Origin of the sequence: Streptococcus sp. X13SY08 (assembly GCF_001182825.2) — a bacterium.
In the GTDB taxonomy this organism is placed as follows: Bacteria; Bacillota; Bacilli; order Lactobacillales; family Streptococcaceae; genus Streptococcus.
The window spans coordinates 154917-172417 of sequence record NZ_LFYO02000003.1 but is presented as its reverse complement, the minus strand read 5'-3'; the positions used below and the strand labels follow the sequence as shown (position 1 = coordinate 172417).

10 protein-coding genes and 8 pseudogenes are annotated in these 17501 nt (G+C 44.4%); 6 read left to right on the top strand and 12 right to left on the bottom strand.

Annotation, left to right across the window (positions count from 1 at the left end; translation table 11 throughout):
- Positions 1-23: 23 nt before the first annotated feature.
- Positions 24-1246 (bottom strand): annotated as a pseudogene (locus tag AEX56_RS06520) (glycoside hydrolase family 125 protein).
- Positions 1247-1410: 164 nt separating this feature from the next.
- Between AEX56_RS06520 and AEX56_RS06515 the strand changes: the two are divergent.
- The 3 genes and pseudogenes from AEX56_RS06515 to AEX56_RS09095 all read left to right on the top strand — a co-directional run bounded on the left by AEX56_RS06515 (position 1411) and on the right by AEX56_RS09095 (position 3530).
- A pseudogene (locus AEX56_RS06515) lies at positions 1411-3008 on the top strand (GH92 family glycosyl hydrolase).
- Between the two features lie 8 nt (positions 3009-3016).
- Positions 3017-3163 (top strand): hypothetical protein, encoded by a 147-nt coding sequence (locus tag AEX56_RS09100; protein WP_236683016.1) that lies wholly within the window; start codon positions 3017-3019, stop codon positions 3161-3163.
- A gap of 82 nt (positions 3164-3245) precedes the next feature.
- Positions 3246-3530, top strand: a complete 285-nt coding sequence (locus AEX56_RS09095) for a glycoside hydrolase domain-containing protein (protein ID WP_330218259.1) — start codon at positions 3246-3248, stop codon at positions 3528-3530.
- On the opposite strand, the pseudogene AEX56_RS06510 reads toward AEX56_RS09095, so the two are convergent.
- From AEX56_RS06510 to pnp, 5 genes and pseudogenes are all read right to left on the bottom strand, one after another.
- Positions 3502-3839, bottom strand: a pseudogene (locus AEX56_RS06510) (Mini-ribonuclease 3). The gene AEX56_RS09095 and the pseudogene AEX56_RS06510 overlap by 29 nt on opposite strands.
- Entirely contained in the window at positions 3832-5175 is a 1344-nt protein-coding gene (gene cysS, locus AEX56_RS06505; RefSeq protein ID WP_049618412.1) for a cysteine--tRNA ligase, read from the bottom strand. The pseudogene AEX56_RS06510 and the gene cysS overlap by 8 nt, the downstream one beginning before the upstream one ends.
- A gap of 29 nt (positions 5176-5204) precedes the next feature.
- On the bottom strand, positions 5205-5375 hold the full coding sequence (locus AEX56_RS08585) for a hypothetical protein (protein ID WP_160315181.1): 171 nt from the start codon (positions 5373-5375) through the stop codon (positions 5205-5207).
- A gap of 25 nt (positions 5376-5400) precedes the next feature.
- Positions 5401-6024, bottom strand: a complete 624-nt coding sequence (gene cysE / locus AEX56_RS06495) for a serine O-acetyltransferase (RefSeq protein WP_049618410.1) — start codon at positions 6022-6024, stop codon at positions 5401-5403.
- Between the two features lie 70 nt (positions 6025-6094).
- Positions 6095-8335, bottom strand: a complete 2241-nt coding sequence (gene pnp / locus AEX56_RS06490; protein ID WP_049618409.1) for a polyribonucleotide nucleotidyltransferase — start codon at positions 8333-8335, stop codon at positions 6095-6097.
- Positions 8336-8543: 208 nt separating this feature from the next.
- On the opposite strand from pnp, the pseudogene AEX56_RS06485 reads away from it, so the two are divergent.
- Positions 8544-9072, top strand: a pseudogene (locus AEX56_RS06485) (GNAT family N-acetyltransferase).
- Between the two features lie 101 nt (positions 9073-9173).
- Positions 9174-10323 (top strand): annotated as a pseudogene (locus AEX56_RS06480) (alpha-hydroxy-acid oxidizing protein).
- A gap of 45 nt (positions 10324-10368) precedes the next feature.
- Here the strand turns inward: AEX56_RS06480 and AEX56_RS06475 are convergent.
- A complete protein-coding gene (locus tag AEX56_RS06475) occupies positions 10369-10608 on the bottom strand; it encodes a GlsB/YeaQ/YmgE family stress response membrane protein (RefSeq protein ID WP_049618408.1) in 240 nt (79 codons plus the stop codon).
- Between the two features lie 257 nt (positions 10609-10865).
- On the opposite strand from AEX56_RS06475, the pseudogene AEX56_RS06470 reads away from it, so the two are divergent.
- Positions 10866-12674 (top strand): annotated as a pseudogene (locus AEX56_RS06470) (5'-nucleotidase C-terminal domain-containing protein).
- A gap of 368 nt (positions 12675-13042) precedes the next feature.
- Here the strand turns inward: AEX56_RS06470 and rpsO are convergent.
- The 5 genes and pseudogenes from rpsO to AEX56_RS06445 all read right to left on the bottom strand — a co-directional run bounded on the left by rpsO (position 13043) and on the right by AEX56_RS06445 (position 17344).
- Positions 13043-13312, bottom strand: a complete 270-nt coding sequence (rpsO, locus tag AEX56_RS06465; RefSeq protein WP_049618407.1) for a 30S ribosomal protein S15 — start codon at positions 13310-13312, stop codon at positions 13043-13045.
- Positions 13313-13480: 168 nt separating this feature from the next.
- Positions 13481-14785 (bottom strand): uracil-xanthine permease family protein, encoded by a 1305-nt coding sequence (locus tag AEX56_RS06460; protein ID WP_049618406.1) that lies wholly within the window; start codon positions 14783-14785, stop codon positions 13481-13483.
- A gap of 122 nt (positions 14786-14907) precedes the next feature.
- Positions 14908-15572, bottom strand: a pseudogene (locus AEX56_RS06455) (pseudouridine synthase).
- Positions 15573-15678: 106 nt separating this feature from the next.
- Positions 15679-15957 carry a GNAT family N-acetyltransferase gene (locus AEX56_RS09395; RefSeq protein WP_330218255.1) on the bottom strand — a complete coding sequence of 93 codons (279 nt, stop codon included), beginning with the start codon at positions 15955-15957 and terminating at the stop codon, positions 15679-15681.
- A 314-nt stretch (positions 15958-16271) separates the two neighbouring features.
- Positions 16272-17344, bottom strand: a pseudogene (locus AEX56_RS06445) (MFS transporter).
- Positions 17345-17501 lie beyond the last annotated feature (157 nt).

The window sequence follows — 17501 nt, the reverse complement described above, 5'->3', positions numbered from 1 at the left end:
TACTCTCTTTCTAAGATTTTCAATCAATTATCATTTAAATCGTAGTAATCCAAGACCAACTCGCAAAACATCATATTGGCCCAAGAAAACCATTCCCGTGAATAGAGATTTGGATCATCCACATGGAAACTTTCATGCATGACACCCGTACCACCATCACAAGCTATCATGAGACCCAAAAGCTCTGCTTTTTCCTTTTTAGAATCCGTCGTTAGCCCCTGAATAGACAAGGCAATTGGCCAAATATAGCGATAGAAGGTATGGCTACTGCCCAGACCTTTGGCAAATTTTCCTTCGTAGTAATATGGGTTTTCAGAACTCAAATTGGTTCGGCGAGTCGCTTGATAGATAGGATCATCTATGTCACAGTAGCCTAAATAAGGCGCTGCAAGGAGGCTAGGTACATTTGGGTCATCCATAACGGAGGCATTGCCCAAGCCATCCACCTCAAAAGCAAAAATGATTTCTCCAGCCGCATTTTTGGTCAAGCCAAATTCTTTAATCCCCTGATTGATTTCTTCTCTTAAATGCAATGCGTCATCAGCTAACTCAGCATGTTGATCCGAAAAGAGGCTATCAATAATCTCTACCAAGTAACCCAACACCACTACCGCAAACATATTAAACGGCACCAAGTAAGGGTAAATACAGGCATCATCACTAGGACGAAAAGCTGACCAGATCATCCCAGTATAGGCACAAGCAGGTCCGCGGCCGTCATTCACCAGAGTGTCTTCCGCGAGATCTGTGTCTCGCACAAAGGTATAGGGTGAGTTTTCGTGGTTTTGCTCCACTGTCCAGACGCACACAATACGCTGTGCTGCTTCAAAAAAGGTCTGATTAAATTGACTAGTTTCTCCCGTTTTTTTCCACAAGAGGTAGGCCAATTGCAAGGGATAACGGAGCGAATCCACTTCATACTTACGCTCCCAAATCCAGCCTGTCAAATCCGAATGATCTGTCTCGTGGTGCCCCGCCCAATCAGCCCCAGCAAGGTTTGACGCAAGCGATCATCTTCCTTAGCTAGCGTCAAATAAGGTTTCGCTTGGGCAGTTGAATCCCGTAACCACATAGCCGGAATATCCCCCGTCAAGACGAAGGTCGTACCGTCCTCCAAAATGGTCATGGTTTCATCCAAGGCATCTGTGAAACAAGTCTCAAATACCTTTCCCCACGCAGGATGGTCCTTGGTTTTTTCTACAATCATCTCAAGCCATGACTGCATTTTTTCTTTTGTGTATAACATAGGTCTCTCCTAGATTCTAATGGATACTATTTGCTAATCTTAGTTTAAAAGACTTTTTTGTCAAATCCTATACACAAACTAAACACCTTTCTACACAAATCTAGCTTCTCACTTTTGACCTATTTTTTTCCATCCGTTTTTGACTATAATAAGAAGTAGAAACTATGTACAAAGGAGATTCTATGTTCTCACTCCCAACTTCTTTAGTGACGGAAATTGACACCCGATACGGCACTTACAATTCACACGCTTTTTCAAACGGCAATACCCTACCCTTGACTGGACATCCCTTTGGCATGAATTACTTTGCTCCTCAAACGACGGATCAAAATGGTTCTTGGTGGTTAAATCCTTATGAGCCCGTTTATCAAGGATTTCGCTTGACTCATCAAGCCAGTCCTTGGGTTGGAGATTTTTCCCATCTCCTCTTGACGCCTTTTCCTGGAAAATTGCAGCGCGACACAGTCTTTCATCATCAGTCCAGCTATGATATGAGCTCTGCTATTTTTCGACCAGACCTCCTGCAACTCCATTCCAATCGTTACAACCTAACCAGCCGTCTGGCGCCTAGCCTCTACGGAGCAAGTTTAGAAATGGCATCCGACTTCAGTCAATCTCTTGGACTTGTACTTTATGCGCCAGACCGTGCTATCTACCAGCAAATCAGCGATTATGAAATCGGAGTAACTCTTTACAACGCAACAGAGACCCAATCTGACAACTTTGCCATCTATATTCACATCCGTTTTGACCACGCCATTACCGGCTTCAGTCAGTTAATCGAGGAGCAAGTTGTACCGATTGAGCAGAAAGTGGATGGAAATGACCTGCATATCCGAGTGGATTTTGACGCACCTAGCCTGTCTTGCCAGCTCGTTACTTCCTTTATCAGTCTAGAGCAAGCGACAATGAATTTGGAGCAGCAAGATGATTTTCTGACGACACAAAAAAAGACCCAAGAAACTTGGGATCACTTGCTCGGTCGCGTTGCCATTTTCGACCGCAAACACGACAAACAAAAAGACCTTTTTTATCACTGTCTTTATCGTTGCTTGCTCTTCCCGCAGACATTTTATGAGAAAGATGAAGACGGAAATAGCATTCATTTTGATACGATAAGCAGCACAGCAACGCCCGGCATTTTCTTCACAAACAATGGCTACTGGGACACTTTCCGCAGCAGCTACCCGCTCCTATCCATCCTCTATCCCGACTATCTGGAACAATTCTTAGAAGGGATTCTCCAACACTATAAGGACACAGGATTTTTACCTAAATGGCTAGCGCCTGACGAACGTGGAATCATGCCCGGAACTCTGGTAGATGGTGTCATCGCCGACCGTTGTCAGAAGGGAATCGGTCGCCACCTCATGCCTCAACTCTTAGAAGCTATGTCAAGACTAGCCAAGCTTATGATTCAAGTGGACGCTACGGTCGACATGGGAATTTGGATTATCAAGTTTGGGGATACCTGCCTGCTCACCACCGCGAAAGTGTCAGCCATAGTCTCGATTATGCCTACAGTGATTGGGCCATCAGTCAAGTCGCTGACCACCTTGGGCAAAAAGAAATTGCAGAATGCTATGCTAAAGCAAGCTTAGGTTATCAGGCACTCTTTGACAAGGAAACGGGCTCCATTCGCGCCAAAGATAAAAATGGACGGTTTACCGAGCCATTTGACTCCCACGCATGGGGAAAAGATTACGCAGAATGCTCTGCCATCCAAGCCACTCTGTCTGTCTTTCATGATATAGACGTTTAAGAGAACTCATGGGTGGTAAATCCATCTTTACGGACTATCTCATCAAGCTAGTCAACCAACCAGCTACCTTCCAGCCCCACAATTATGGCTACGAAATCCACGAAATGAGCGAGATGGCACAGACTACCTTCGGAGTACACCAGTCTTTTGGTTAAAAAGCTGCGCAACCAAGCCTTCGAGACAGGATTTCAAGCCTTTACAGGCGATGAAGATAACGGCAGCATGGCGGCCTGATACATCCTCTCCTGCCTGGGATTCTATCCCCTTTGCCCAGGAGATGGTAGCTACAAACTGGGCATCCCACAGTTTGACAAGATCCAATTGCAGTTGGTAGATGGACACAAACTGACCATCACCACTAAAAACAACCATGACCATTATGACTTTGCCTGCTCTGCTATCTTGGACGGGAATCCTATCCAGCAGCTTTCCCATGATCAGCTTATGAAATCTAGCAAACCGGACTTCACCCTAAAGCACCCGTGGGTGCTTTTTACTTATCTTCTTCAACCTTTGCGATAGACCACTCAATCAACTCTTCCAGTCGCTCAATTTGGTCCGTCATGTGCAGATAGCCCATGACCGCTTCAAAGCCTGTTGACATCTTGTAGGTGATAATGTCCGTATTTTTGGCTTTGGTATGGCTAGTGGCATTCCGCCCACGCTTGGAGCCTTTGCCGACACATATCGAGTGGCCAGACGGTGCAGCTGATTGGGCTTTGTTTGCCCTTGGAAAATCAAATGACGGCGCACATAGAGTGAATAGACCGCGTCCCCTTCAAAAGCCAAGGCAATTCCGTTGATTAAGTTTACATCCACTAACTTAGTCACGCGTCCACCTCACGCCATCCTTGGTATCCAATAATTTGATGCCTTGCGATGCCAATTCATCCCGAATGCGGTCAGCAGTGGCAAAATCACGATTAGCACGCGCAGCTTGACGCTCCGCAATCAATTCCTCAATCTGACTATCCAAGACTTCTTCAACAAATACAATGCCAAAAACTTCCAATATAGCGGCCAATCCATCCTTTATTTCTTGATTGTAGTTGCCCGAATTGATCCATTTAGCCAATTCAAAGACCACCGTAATCCCATTAGCCGTATTAAAATCTTCATCCATAGCCGCTTGGAATTTAGCCACAAATTCTTGGAAAAGGTCCATATCTGCCGATTCCGTAAAAGGTTGTTCAAAGGTATTTTTCAGGTATTTGAGATTGGTCTGAGCATCATGGACAGCTTTTCCCGTGAAGTTCAGAGGCTTGCGGTAATGTTGTGTCGCAAGGAAGAATCGTAAAACCTGCCCATCAACAGTCTTTAAAGCATCGTGAACCGTCACAAAATTCCCCAAAGACTTAGACATTTTCTCGTTTTCCACATTGACAAAACCGTTATGCATCCAGTAATTGACAAATTTATGACCAGTTTTGGCTTCAGACTGGGCAATTTCATTGATGTGGTGCGGAAACTCCAAATCGGCTCCTCCACCATGAATATCAATGGTATCTCCCAACAGCTCTGTCGCCATGACCGAACATTCAATATGCCAACCAGGACGACCTTTGCCCCACGGACTATTCCACGATACTTCACCCTCTTTAGCTGATTTCCAGAGAGCAAAATCCACTGGATTTTCCTTGCGCGCTGTTTCCTCATCTGTCCGTCCAGATGCACCGATGACCAAGTCTTCCAGTGTTTTATTGGCTAATTTGGCATAGTCAGTTGACTTTTCCACACGGAAATAAACATCGCCCTCCGACTCGTAAGCGAAGCCTTTTTCCACCAAATCCGCCACAAAAGCAATAATCTCATCCATGTAATCAATGACACGAGGATTTTTGCTAGCCGGTTTGACCCCCAAGGCGGCTGTATCTTCCATAAATGCCGCGATAAACTTGTCCGATAATTCCTTGGTGGAAAGCCCAGCTTTTGCCGCAGCCTTGATAATCTTATCATCTACATCGGTGAAATTAGACACATAGGTCACGTCAAAGCCGCGGTATTCCAAATAACGGCGTACCGTATCAAAAGCCACTGCTGAACGTCCATTTCCTACATGGATATAGTTATAAACTGTCGGCCCACAGACATACATCTTGACCTTTCCCTCTTCAAGTGGAATAAACTCACGTAGACTCCGCGTCATCGTGTCATAAATTTTAATCATGCTCAGCTCTCTCCTCCTTTATATTTTTTCTACAAATAACCACCTAAAACAAGCGTCGCCAGACCCGTTGCAGCTGCTGCCATCCAATTGGCTTGAAAAGTTGTCGGAACAAATACCAGATCTAAAAAGAGAGTTCCCAAGCTCACTGGTTTATGTTTCTCATAAAAATCAAACATATTTTCACTTTCTAATTGAGACACTATTCCAAGCAAGCATAGCTCCCCCTCACAAATGCGATGAGTGATGACTGGCTTCGCGCATTTCTTCCAATTTAGAAGTATAGTAACGAGTATCGCGTTCTTCTTCTATTTGGTGGATGACCAAGTCATCTTTTTTGCCGTGAACACGGACCACCTTAGCAGGAATACCAACAACTGTTACATCTGCTGGAACGTCTGCCACTACTACCGCTGCTGCACCAACCTTGGCACGCGCACCAACTTCTACAGGACCAATGACCTGCGAATGAGCGGAAATGAGCGCCCCTTCCCGAATAGTCGGATGGCGTTTTCTTGTGTCTTTGCCACTACCACCAAGGGTCACTCCATGATAGAGCATGACCCCTTTTTCAATGACAGTTGTCTCCCCAATGACGAGACCTCCCCCATGGTCTATGAAGACGCCAGCCGCAATCTGGGCGCCAGGATGGATTTCAATCTGGGTCCAAAAACGCCAGAATTGACCATGCATACGTGCCAAGAGTTTCAACCCATGATTCCATAGAAAATGAGACAAGCGGTGGGCAGCCAGAGCCTTGACACCAGGGTAGGTCAAAAGCACCTCCAGCGTCGTCCGCGCCGCAGGATCATTTTCCTTGACGATGGCAATCGTTTCTTTCCACCAACCCATATCTTGCCTTTCTCTATCTTGTCCCACTATTGGAAAAGGCTGGGACTTGCGTCCATAGCCTCAACCTGTCTTATTTTTCTACCTTGTGAATTTTGAATTCCCCAAAGTCCTTTGTTTCTTTTTTCTCACGTTTTTCATGACGATCCTGTTTGTCATGATGACGACGTGGACGGTCTGAGCGTTCTTTTTTCTCTGACTCTTCAGAAATACCTTCTGGTTTTGGAAGAAGAGCTTTCATAGAAGCATCCACACGACCTTTTTCGTCAATTTTCATGATTTTCACATCAACTTCATCGCCGATTTCAACTAAGTCTTCGACACTATTTGTACGCCCCCAAGCCATTTCAGAGATATGTACCAAGGCATCTGTCTTCTCAAAGAGATTGACAAAGGCACCAAATTTCTCGATACGAACGACTTTTGCCTTGTAGACTTCACCAACTTTGGCTTCACGCACCAAGTTGCCAATGATTTCTTTAGCACGTTCAATGGCATCGCGATCGCTAGAGTAGATGGCTACATTTCCTTCTTCATCGATGTCAATTTTCACGCCAGTTTCAGCAATAATCTTATCAATGGTTTCGCCACCTTTACCAATAACCACTTTAATCTTGTCCACATCAATCTTGATGGTGTCAATTTTCGGAGCAGTTGGCGCCAAATCAGGACGAACTTCTGGAATAGCGTCGTGGATGACATCCAAGATTTCAAAACGAGCTTTCTTGGCCTGCGCTAAGGCTTCTTCCAAGATTTGTGGTGTAATACCGTCAATCTTGATGTCCATTTGGAGGGCTGTAATTCCTTCGCGAGTCCCCGCAACCTTGAAGTCCATGTCGCCAAAGTGGTCCTCAAGACCTTGAATATCTGTCAAAACTGTGTAATTTGTACCATCTGAAATCAGACCCATGGCAATACCCGCTACAGGCGCTTTAATCGGTACACCACCAGCCATGAGAGCCAAAGTACCAGCTGTGATAGAAGCCTGTGAAGATGAACCGTTTGATTCCAATACTTCTGCTACCAAACGAATAGCATATGGGAATTCTTCCAAGCTTGGCAACACTTGCTCAAGAGCGCGCTCACCAAGGGCACCGTGACCGATTTCACGACGACCTGGCGCACCATAACGACCTGTTGAACCCACTGAATACTGTGGGAAGTTGTAGTGGTGCAAGAAGCGTTTTTTATATTCATCATCGAGGCCATCGATAATTTGAGTTTCCCCCATCGGTGCCAAAGTCAAGACAGACAAGGCTTGGGTTTGTCCACGAGTGAAGAGGCCTGAGCCATGCACCTTTGGCAAGAAGTCCACTTCTGCTGCCAATGGACGGATTTCATCCACACGACGACCATCAGGACGAACCTTATCTTCTGTGATAAGGCGGCGCACTTCCGCGTGCTCCATTTGTTCCAAGATTTCTGTCACTTCACGGTAGATGCGGTCAAATTCTGGATCTTCTGCAAAGCGAGCCGTGTATTCACCAAAGACTTGCTCACGTACTGCATTTGTCGCATCTTCACGCGCTAATTTTTCTTCAACTTGAACCGCACGTGCCAAGTCAGCGTAGTATTTTTCGTTGATTTCAGCTTGGAGCTCCGGATCTACTTGCAAGAGTTCGACTTCTGCTTTTTCCTTGCCGACTGCTGCTACGATTTGGTTTTGGAATTCCAGGAGTTCTTGAATGGCCGCATGACCTTTCAAAAGAGCTTCCAACATAATTTCTTCTGACAATTCTTTAGCGCCAGATTCTACCATGTTGATGGCATCTTTGTTCCCCGCTACAGTTAGTTCCAATAGCGAAGCTTGAGTTTGTGCTTGGTCTGGGTTGATGATGAGTTCTCCATCCACATAACCCATTTGCACACCTGCGATTGGACCATTAAATGGAATATCTGAAATGGCAAGGGCAAGAGATGAACCAAACATGGCTGCCATCGGTGCTGAAGCATCCGCATCGTAGGAAAGAACTGTGTTAATCACTTGCACTTCATTGCGGAAACCTTCCGCAAACATTGGTCGGATCGGACGGTCAATCAGACGGGCAGTCAAGGTCGCATCCGTCGATGGACGACCTTCACGTTTCATCCAACCACCCGGGAATTTCCCAGCAGCGTACATTTTTTCTTCATAGTTAACTTGAAGCGGGAAGAAATCACCCGTCGCCTTTTTTTTAGACATCACAGCCGCTGTCAAAACGGTACTGTCGCCATAACGAACGACTACCGCGCCATTTGCTTGCTTAGCCACTTGGCCTGTTTCGACCACCAATTTGCGACCCGCAAAGACTGTTTCAAATACTTGTTTGGTCATTGAAAGACTCCTCAAAATAATTTTTTTCTACGTGTTTTCCACAAAATTCAATCGAACAAATCTGCTCCACTCAACTTTGCACAAAACCACGTATCCTCACTATTTTACCACATTCTACCCCTTTTGGGTAAGGATAAAAAAGACTTTTGACAATATTTCTAGCTTATGAGATAATCCTAAAAAACCTTGGAGGATTCCTATGAAAAAAATGGAGACTTTACTGCTCGTCAGACCTAGTCTAGATTACAAAGAACAAATTTTAACCTATAAACAAGCCTTCATTGGTCAACATCTCTATGGCGGAAGTCGTCTAGAAGAAATCGAGGACATAGAGGAATGGCTAACACATTTGGAAAAAGCGTCATCCTACACCACTGTTGACACTGGACGTTCACCATCCAGCACCTTTTTGTGCATTCGTCAAAGTGACCAAGCCATGGTGGGCATCTGTAATATCCGTCACGATACTAACCAAGATTTCTTGCTCAACACTGCTGGTCATATCGGCTATTCTATCAAACCGAGTGAGCGGAGAAAAGGCTACGCGACCGAGCAGCTCCGACTGGCACTTGAAGAAGCTAAAAAGTTAGGAATCGACCGTGTCCTCATCACTGCTGCCGATTGGAATATTGGTTCCCAAAAAAACGATTCTAGCTAACGGCGGTGTCTACGAAGACACTCGCTTTGATAAAAGCGACGGAGATTACATGCTACGATACTGGATTGACAATCTATAAAACAAAAAACGAGTTGAAGAACTGCTCGTTTTTTTCCATATATTTAATGATATTTAGAAAATAATCTGCATATTCTCAAAAAAAGAGAAAGGAAGATGACTATGGAATTCAAAACTAGTACCCGTGAAGGTCTTGTTGATTTTAACAATGTCTATGACCTAGAAAAAATGGCGCAGGAAATCATCCCTAAGGGAGCCTTCGGCTATATTGCTAGTGGGGCAGGCGATCTCTTTACCCTCTATGAAAATACACGCGCATTTAACCACCAACTGGTCTTGCCAAAAACACTGCGAGGTTTCGACAAACCGGATACCAGCACAGAGATTTACGGCGATCAGCTGACTTCACCCATTATCATGGCTCCGATTGCCTCTCACAAATTAGTTAATGAAGCAGGCGAAATAGCTAGCGCGAAAGCGACCAAAGAATTTGGCTCTATTTATACCGTTTCTTCTTATTCTTCTACGGATTTGCCAGCTATTGGAGAGGCACTAGAAGGCAGTCCACTTTGGTTCCAATTTTACTTCAGCAAGGACAATGAGATTAACAAGAAAATCATGGACCGTGTCAAAGAGCAAGGCGCAAAAGCTATCGTCTTGACAGCTGACGCGACTGTTGCCGGAAACCGTGAAGTGGACAAACGCAACCACTTTACCGTCCCATTTGGCATGCCGACTGTTGCCGGAAACCGTGAAGTGGACAAACGCAACCACTTTACCTTCCCATTTGGCATGCCGATTGTTGACGAGTTTTTGCACTCAGATGGTCATCAAACCATCGGATCCGTCTACCAATCTGCTAAACAGGACTTGTCTCCAGAGGATGTGGCCTTTATCAAAGAGTACTCAGGTCTTCCTGTATATGTCAAGGGGGATTCAATCTGTCGAAGATGCGCAATTTGCATTGGATGGCGGCCCAGACTCATTTGATACCTTGAAAGGCATCGCGGAGGTGGTGAACAAACGTGTACCAATCGTTTTTGACTCAGGTGTTCGTCGTGGTCAACACGTCTTTAAAGCTCTAGTTTCTGGCGCTGACTTGGTAGCTATTGGTCCCCCCGTCCTCTGCGGCTTAGCTGCTGGTGGTAGCGAAGGCGCTCGTCAGGTTTTTGAAAAAATCAATGATGAATTGAAAATGACCATGCAGCTGGCTGGTACTAAGACCATTTAAGATGTGAAAAAAGCAGAACTTCAACCCAATCCCTACGATCCAACCACTCCATACGATCCAGCACCTATTCATTTTGACTAATATAAAAAACGAGTTGGAATACTAACTCGTTTTCTTTATGCTCATTTAACGACGACCTTTTCCAAAGAAATAATCCACTACTGCAATGACAATAACAGCACCAATAATAGACGGAATTAGCGCCATACCCGCTAGAGACGGACCCCAGAAGCCAAAGAGACTTTGACCGACAGAAGAGCCAACCAAACCTGCTAGCATTTTTGTGATGCACCCCATCGACTCACGGTTAGTAATTGCTCCAGCTACTGCACCGATAATCAGACCAACAATCATAGACCAAATCATAAGATACCCCCATTTCTTTTTTAATTAGTATAGCAAAAAATGGACACTTAGACCACTCTATTTCTTTAACTATTCCAACTCCACTCTTCCCTCATTTACAAGTTCCTAAAACCCACAAGCGACTTCCACAAAAACTATTAGAAAATTCAAATTTCAGTCATTTAACTCTCTAATGTTCGTTTTTTTAAAAAAGTTATTGATGAAAAGGGTTTCTTAGTGTATAATGTATGCCCAAAATCTTTTTAGAGGAGAACTATATGTCTAAACATTCACTTCAGAAAAACACCATGCTTTTGACCATGTTTGCCGCTGTTCTAGCTTCTGCTAGTTTGGTGGAAGCCGAGGAAACAAGTCTCGCAACCACAACCACCACCCCTGTGGCAAGCCAAGTTGAAACACCTGTAACAAGTACTGCAACAAACGAAGCTGCAACAGATGCTACTACAGCCCTAAACGCAAGCCCAGTCTTGCCTCAAGAAGGAGACACAGTGGATGTCCGAATCTTATCCACAACCGATCTCCACACCAACTTAGTGAATTACGATTATTACCAAGATAAACCATCTCAAAATATTGGTTTGGCAAAAACTGCTGTCCTGATTGATAAAGCTAAAGCAGAAAACCCAAATACTCTTTTGGTTGATAACGGCGATACGATCCAAGGAACACCACTTGGCACCTATAAATCCATCATTGATCCTGTCGAAGCCGTAAAAGCAGTGATTCCTGATATTCAAAAAGCTGGCGCAGATATCATCCTTGTCCTCTCTCACTCTGGTATCGGTGATGACGTTTATGAAGTCGGCGAAGAAAAGGTCGGTTACCAAATCGCTGGTATTGATGGCGTGGATGCAGTCATCACAGAACATTCTCACGCAGAATTCCCATCAGGAAAAGGTGCTGGTTTCTATGAAAAATACAAGGATGTAGATGGTGTCAATGGTCTCATCACTGGCACACCCGTCACTATGGCTGGTAAATACGGCGATCGCCTCGGCATTATCGATCTCGGCTTGACCCGCATGAACGGCAAGCCGTGAACAAGTCGGCACAACTACTGCACCAATCACTAGCTATTTTGCCCTTGTCAAAGATGATCCATCCAAATCGTCAACAAAGCGCAAATCTGGTATGCCGAACAAGAATTAAAAGGCACTCCTGAAGCTAATTTGCCAATTCTCTCTGCAGCAGCTCCATTCAAAGCAGGAACACGCGGTGACGCAACAGCTTACACAGACAGTCCTGCTGGTCCAATTGCGATCAAAAACGTAGCGGATCTCTACCTCTATGACAACGTTACTGCTATTCTCAAAGTAACTGGAGCTGATTTGAAAGAATGGTTGGAAATGTCTGCTGGGCAGTTCAATACTATCGACCCAACAAGCAAAGACCCACAAAACATGATCAACACAGAGTATCGCACCTATAATTTTGATGTGATTGACGGCGTGACGTATGAGTTTGATATTACTCAACCAAACAAATACGATAAAGACGGAAAATTGGTCAATGCAGGTGCTAGCCGTGTTCGTAACCTCAAATATCAAGGAAAAGAAGTCACTCCAGACCAAGAATTTATCGTTGTAACCAATAATTATCGCGCAAGTGGAAAATTCCCAGGTGTGTTCAATGCGACTGTTAACCGTCTTTTGGGGCTTGAAAACCGTCAAGTCATCATCAATTATATCTTGGCAGAAAAAACCATCAACCCATCTGCGGATAACAACTGGTACTTCGCTGATAAAGCTAAAGACTTGACTGGCGCTTACAAAGATATTCTCCATATCGCACCATCAGCTGAAACAGAAGGTTTCGGCGACTACCGCTTTAGCTACGTGAAACCTGAAGAGTCAAAAGCAACCCCAGTGCCAAGCGACCAAGCAAATCAAGCTGGTAAGCAAGCAACTGTTCAAAACATGTCTTATCAAACTGGTAAAACTGCTACTGCTACTGCTACAAGCGACAAAACTCTCCCAAGTACGGGCTCAAACAGTGGAAGCCTCATCAGCCTTCTCGGTCTCTTCCTCATGAGCTGTCTCACTTTCTTCCGCAAACGCGAAGAATAACCGATTCACCAAACCACGGTTTCCCGTGGTTCTTTTCTTCTGTTGAAAAAATTAGGATTTCGAGCAGCAAAAAAGACTCCCCAAAACTGAAGAATCTTCCTTATCTTTTTAGTTAAAAGCGATTGAGACGAGGCAGCTACTGTTCCATTAACATTGAGGTTATGGAACAGTAGCTAACGAAGTATCGAGCGCTTTTAATGAAAGTGAACACAGAACATAGCTCAAAACAAAAAGCCTCTTCAAACATGAAGAGACTAATTGAACTCGCCCACGACACTGTGCAAAAAGAGAAAACTTCCTTAGATGCTTGGCATCTTCGTCAGCTTTCCTATTTTACGTTGTGTCGCTTAACGGCTCCGTATCTTAGATTAACGACGCAGTCCGAGTGAGTTGATCAATTCACGGTAACGGTTAACGTCTGTACGGCGAAGGTAAGCCAACAAGTTACGACGGCGACCGATTTTTTTCATCAAACCACGGTAAGTAGCGTGGTCTTTTTTGTGTTGTTTGATATGGTCGTTGAGGTGGTTAATTTCCCAAGTAAGTACAGCTACTTGTACTTCAACTGAACCAGTGTCGCCTTCATGACGAGCATATCGTGCCATGATTTCATTTTTTTTCTCTTTTGAGATTGCCATGATATTTCTCCTTTATATTTGGCTTCATCCGAGTAGCAGGTTGGCATATCCCACGACCAAGAAAAAGCTAGATTGTCTTATAGACCTATCTATTTTACCAAGCTTTGCTCTTTCTGTCAAATGCTTTTCATGTACAGGAGCCAGCTTACGCTGGCTCCTGTACATGATTTATTTTCCTTTTGGCAAGATGAGATTGAGAAGAATCCCAACGATCGCACTAAGGGCGGTACCTGAAAGTGTCATAACCCCGAGATCAAGAACAGCCCCACCAAGCCCCAAGACCAACATGGAACTAGCAATGATGAGATTGCGCACTTGTCCAAAATCAACCTGACGTTCGATCAAGACTTTGAGACCGTTGCTTGCAATGACACCATAGAGCAAGATAGACATGCCCCCCAAGACTGCGCTTGGAATCGTTGAGATAAGAGCTGTAAATTTGCCAAGGAAAGAGAAGGCGATGGCAATCAGAGCCGCATTACGGATAACAGATACCGAAGCAATCCGCGTCATGCCGATAACTCCTGTATTTTCACCGTAGGTTGTATTAGCCGGTCCACCAATCATAGCTGAGAAAGCTGTTGCAACACCGTCCCCAATCAAAGTACGATTCAGTCCTGGATTTTTTAAGAACGGACGTCCACAAATTTGACTTAAGACCGTGTGGTCACCGATATGTTCAGCAACCGTTACAACAGCAATTGGCAAGATTGCAATCATTTCTGGACCAAAGTAGAGATTATAGCTGTCAAAAACATTTGTTTTAAAAGGTAAAATAAAACCTGGCAACTCAATCCATGCTGCATCCATTACGGGTTTAAAATCTACCAAACCAAGTACCATTGACAAGATATAGCCACCGATGATAGCAAAGAGAAATGGAATAATCTTAATGAAACCTTTTCCATTAGTATTGATAAAAGCTGCGATGAGGAAGGTCACAATAGCGACTAGCATATTGCGCCAATCACCATACGCTACAAAACCTGCGTTGGTAACTGCAGAATTGGCAAGACCAAGACCAATTACAACAATCATGGGGCCGATGACGATAGGCGGCAAAAGTGTATCAATCCACTTGGTTCCCACCACTTTAACGACAGCTGCAATGATAACGTAGATAAGGCCGACAAAGAGAATTCCAGTCTGTGCTGCAGAAACTTGGCCCTTCATCGCTTCAATAGCTGTCGCCATCGCTGTAATATAGGCAAAGGAAGAGCCTAGATAAACAGGTACCTTAAACTGAGTAGCCACCTGATAGATTAAAGTCCCAACACCCGAAGCAAAGAGCGCCACCGAAACCGGCATTCCCAAGATAAGCGGCACCAAAATGGTCGCACCAAACATGGCAAAGACGTGTTGGAAACTAAGCAAGAGCCCCTGAACAACTGGTGGTTTCTCATCTACATCCAAAAGCAAATCTACTTTTGATCCTCCTCGAGAGCACACAAAAAGGGCCCTCTTATTTTTCATATAGTCATAGGCCCTTAATTTTTTTCTGATGTCTTTCTCACCTCACGGGATGAGTTTAAAAACCTACGCTTGTTGTATTCTAACACACTTCCCAAAAAATGGCTAGTATTTTTGTAAAAATCTTAAAGGGGAACACCAAATTGTTCCAAGAGCTGCGTTTCCTGAGTTGTCAATCGACGCCAAGCTCCAGTTTTCAACTGCGAATCCAGCTGGAGCGGCCCCATACTAAGGCGTTTGAGGGCAACCACTTTCTTACCACGCGCCGCCACCATCCGTTTGACCTGATGAAATTTTCCTTCGCGGATGACAATCTCTACCTGACAAGACTTATGTTCTGGATGTAACTCTAAGACTTCCAAAATCGCTGGCTGACAGTCATGGTCTGACAAGGAAATTCCCTTTTCAAAGGCTAGAACATCGTCCACATCCATAAGACCCGATACATGGGCCAGATAACGCTTATCCACATGTTTTTTAGGGCCAGTCGCCCTACAGGAAAGACCTGCTTGTGGCGAGCTATATCATCCAGCAAATCTAAGACCGTGCGATGCACTTTATCTTCTGTCGCAGAAATCACTCCCTGTGGTTTATTGAGCAAATAGTAGACAAAGTCTTCATGAGTCAAAATTCTTCCATCTACCGCAACCACATCTGCGTCGCTATCAATCTGCAGCTTGGGCGAGTGTTGAACAGCCCCATTCACGGTGACGATTTTTTTCTTAAGCAGTTGCTTGACCTCAGTCCGACTGCCAAGGCCACAATCCACTAAAAACTTATCCAGCCTCATCCTTCAACTCCTTTTCCATAGCAATAAAATCATAGACTCCTCCATTTGTTTTCTGCGGATAATGGTTGGTTTCTGTGTAGCCGACAGCACGGCAAAGAGACTGTGCTCATTCATTGAAAGCAGCGACAGCTAAGCGGATTTTTTTAGGAGAAAGATTCTCTTTTAGGTAAACTTCGATAGTCTGATAAAAAGCTCTGCCATTTCCCTGACCAGTATAAGAAGGCTTCATCCCAAGTCCCAGCTCTAGACCTTCGTTTGTCTTTTCAAAGCAGAAATAGCCCATGAGAGCGCCGTTTCGAATCACCGCAAAATAACGATCTGCGCGTGCTTCTGCCGATACTAACTCCGCATAATCCTCGGGATCCGCAGCTGCATTATAAAACACTGGGTCGCAATCTCCAGCGCTAAATCTTGACTCAAGGGCATGACGTAGAAATAATCCATGCGGCGAAAGCTTTTGATAAGATTTTTTATGCGACGATTCTGAACATCCACCTTGTCCGTCTGATAAACATAATCCACATACCCCAGTTGATAAGCCTGAATCATTTCCTTGAAAATGATCTGAACATCCTCTGGAAACCGATTAAGCAAATCATTCAAACGATTATTCTCTAACACGTATTCTTTCTCCTTGTTTCTTTTCTTTCTCCATTATAACAAAAGAGAGCGGTCCCTCCCACTCTCTCAATTCATGATTTATTTTTTACTAGATAATTGTCGGAAAATCAGACCAACACTAATCAGCGCACAGGCCAAAGCATAAATTCCAAAAGCACCTGCCCCGCTGGGATGTAAGGTCTCAAGGAAATTTGGTAAGACAGATGCGGTTGCTCCACCGATATTGCACCCCATTAGGACAATGGTCATCATCGCACTCAGCAAGGGCTTAGGCGTATGAACCGTTACTTGGCTAAAGACGATGGTTAAAACGACGCTATAGAAGAAGCCAGAAACCATGGCACCAAGAGCTAGGAACCAGAGGTTGTTTGAAAAAGCAATACCTAATACTGCCACACCGAATACTACGTAGGAAAGCGGCAAAAGCCAATCTTTGAGTCGTTCGACCAAAATACCAACGAGGGTTCCCGCGACAATTCCCATAATTCGCATAGAACCTAGAATCCAACTAGCTTCACGAGCCGTCCCAAAACCGTGTTCAACTACCATGGTCGGAATGCGAATGGTAACGAAGATATTCACATTGATAACAAAGAAGGCCAAGAAAGCTAGGAGAAGCCCCGTTTTCCACATCTGAGCAGTCAATTTGATCTCGCTCAAATCTCCAACAATTTCTTCTTCCTCATCTTCTGGCACGAATAAAACAAATAGTGCCAGGAGAACAAGTGCAAAAAGATAGACCAAGAAGGCTGCATGCCAGCCAAGACTGATTAACCAACCTACCAAAACTGTTAAAGTTGCACTGCCCAAAACCTCCGCAGAACCTCGAAGCCCCATCATCTGAATACGTTCCTTACCAGAAAAATGAGTGCCCACAATATTAATGGCACGCGCGTTGATTAAGCCGATTCCTAGCCCTAAACAAATCCGAGATAAGAAAACCAACAGATAGCTAGACAGTACGGATTCGCCAATAAAGAAATCATAATAGCAAAAGAGGTGATTGTCATCAGGAATTCAACCTGTCCTTGACTAATCCCTTGACCAGCAAAATGAACAATCATCTGTGGAATAGCCGGTGAGACCGCAAATGTCGACACTAACATGGTCGAAAGAGCCAAAATACTAATTTTTTCTAGGAGGTGTTTCATACCCTATCCTCATCTCGTTTTATCTTTCTTCAGTATAACAGATTCTGCCCAATAAAAATAGGGAATAACTACGAAAAATTAGGATATTTTACAAAAAGAATTTCCAGAGACGCAACTTTTCATCTTTTCTATTTCATGCTATACTAGACACAAAGAA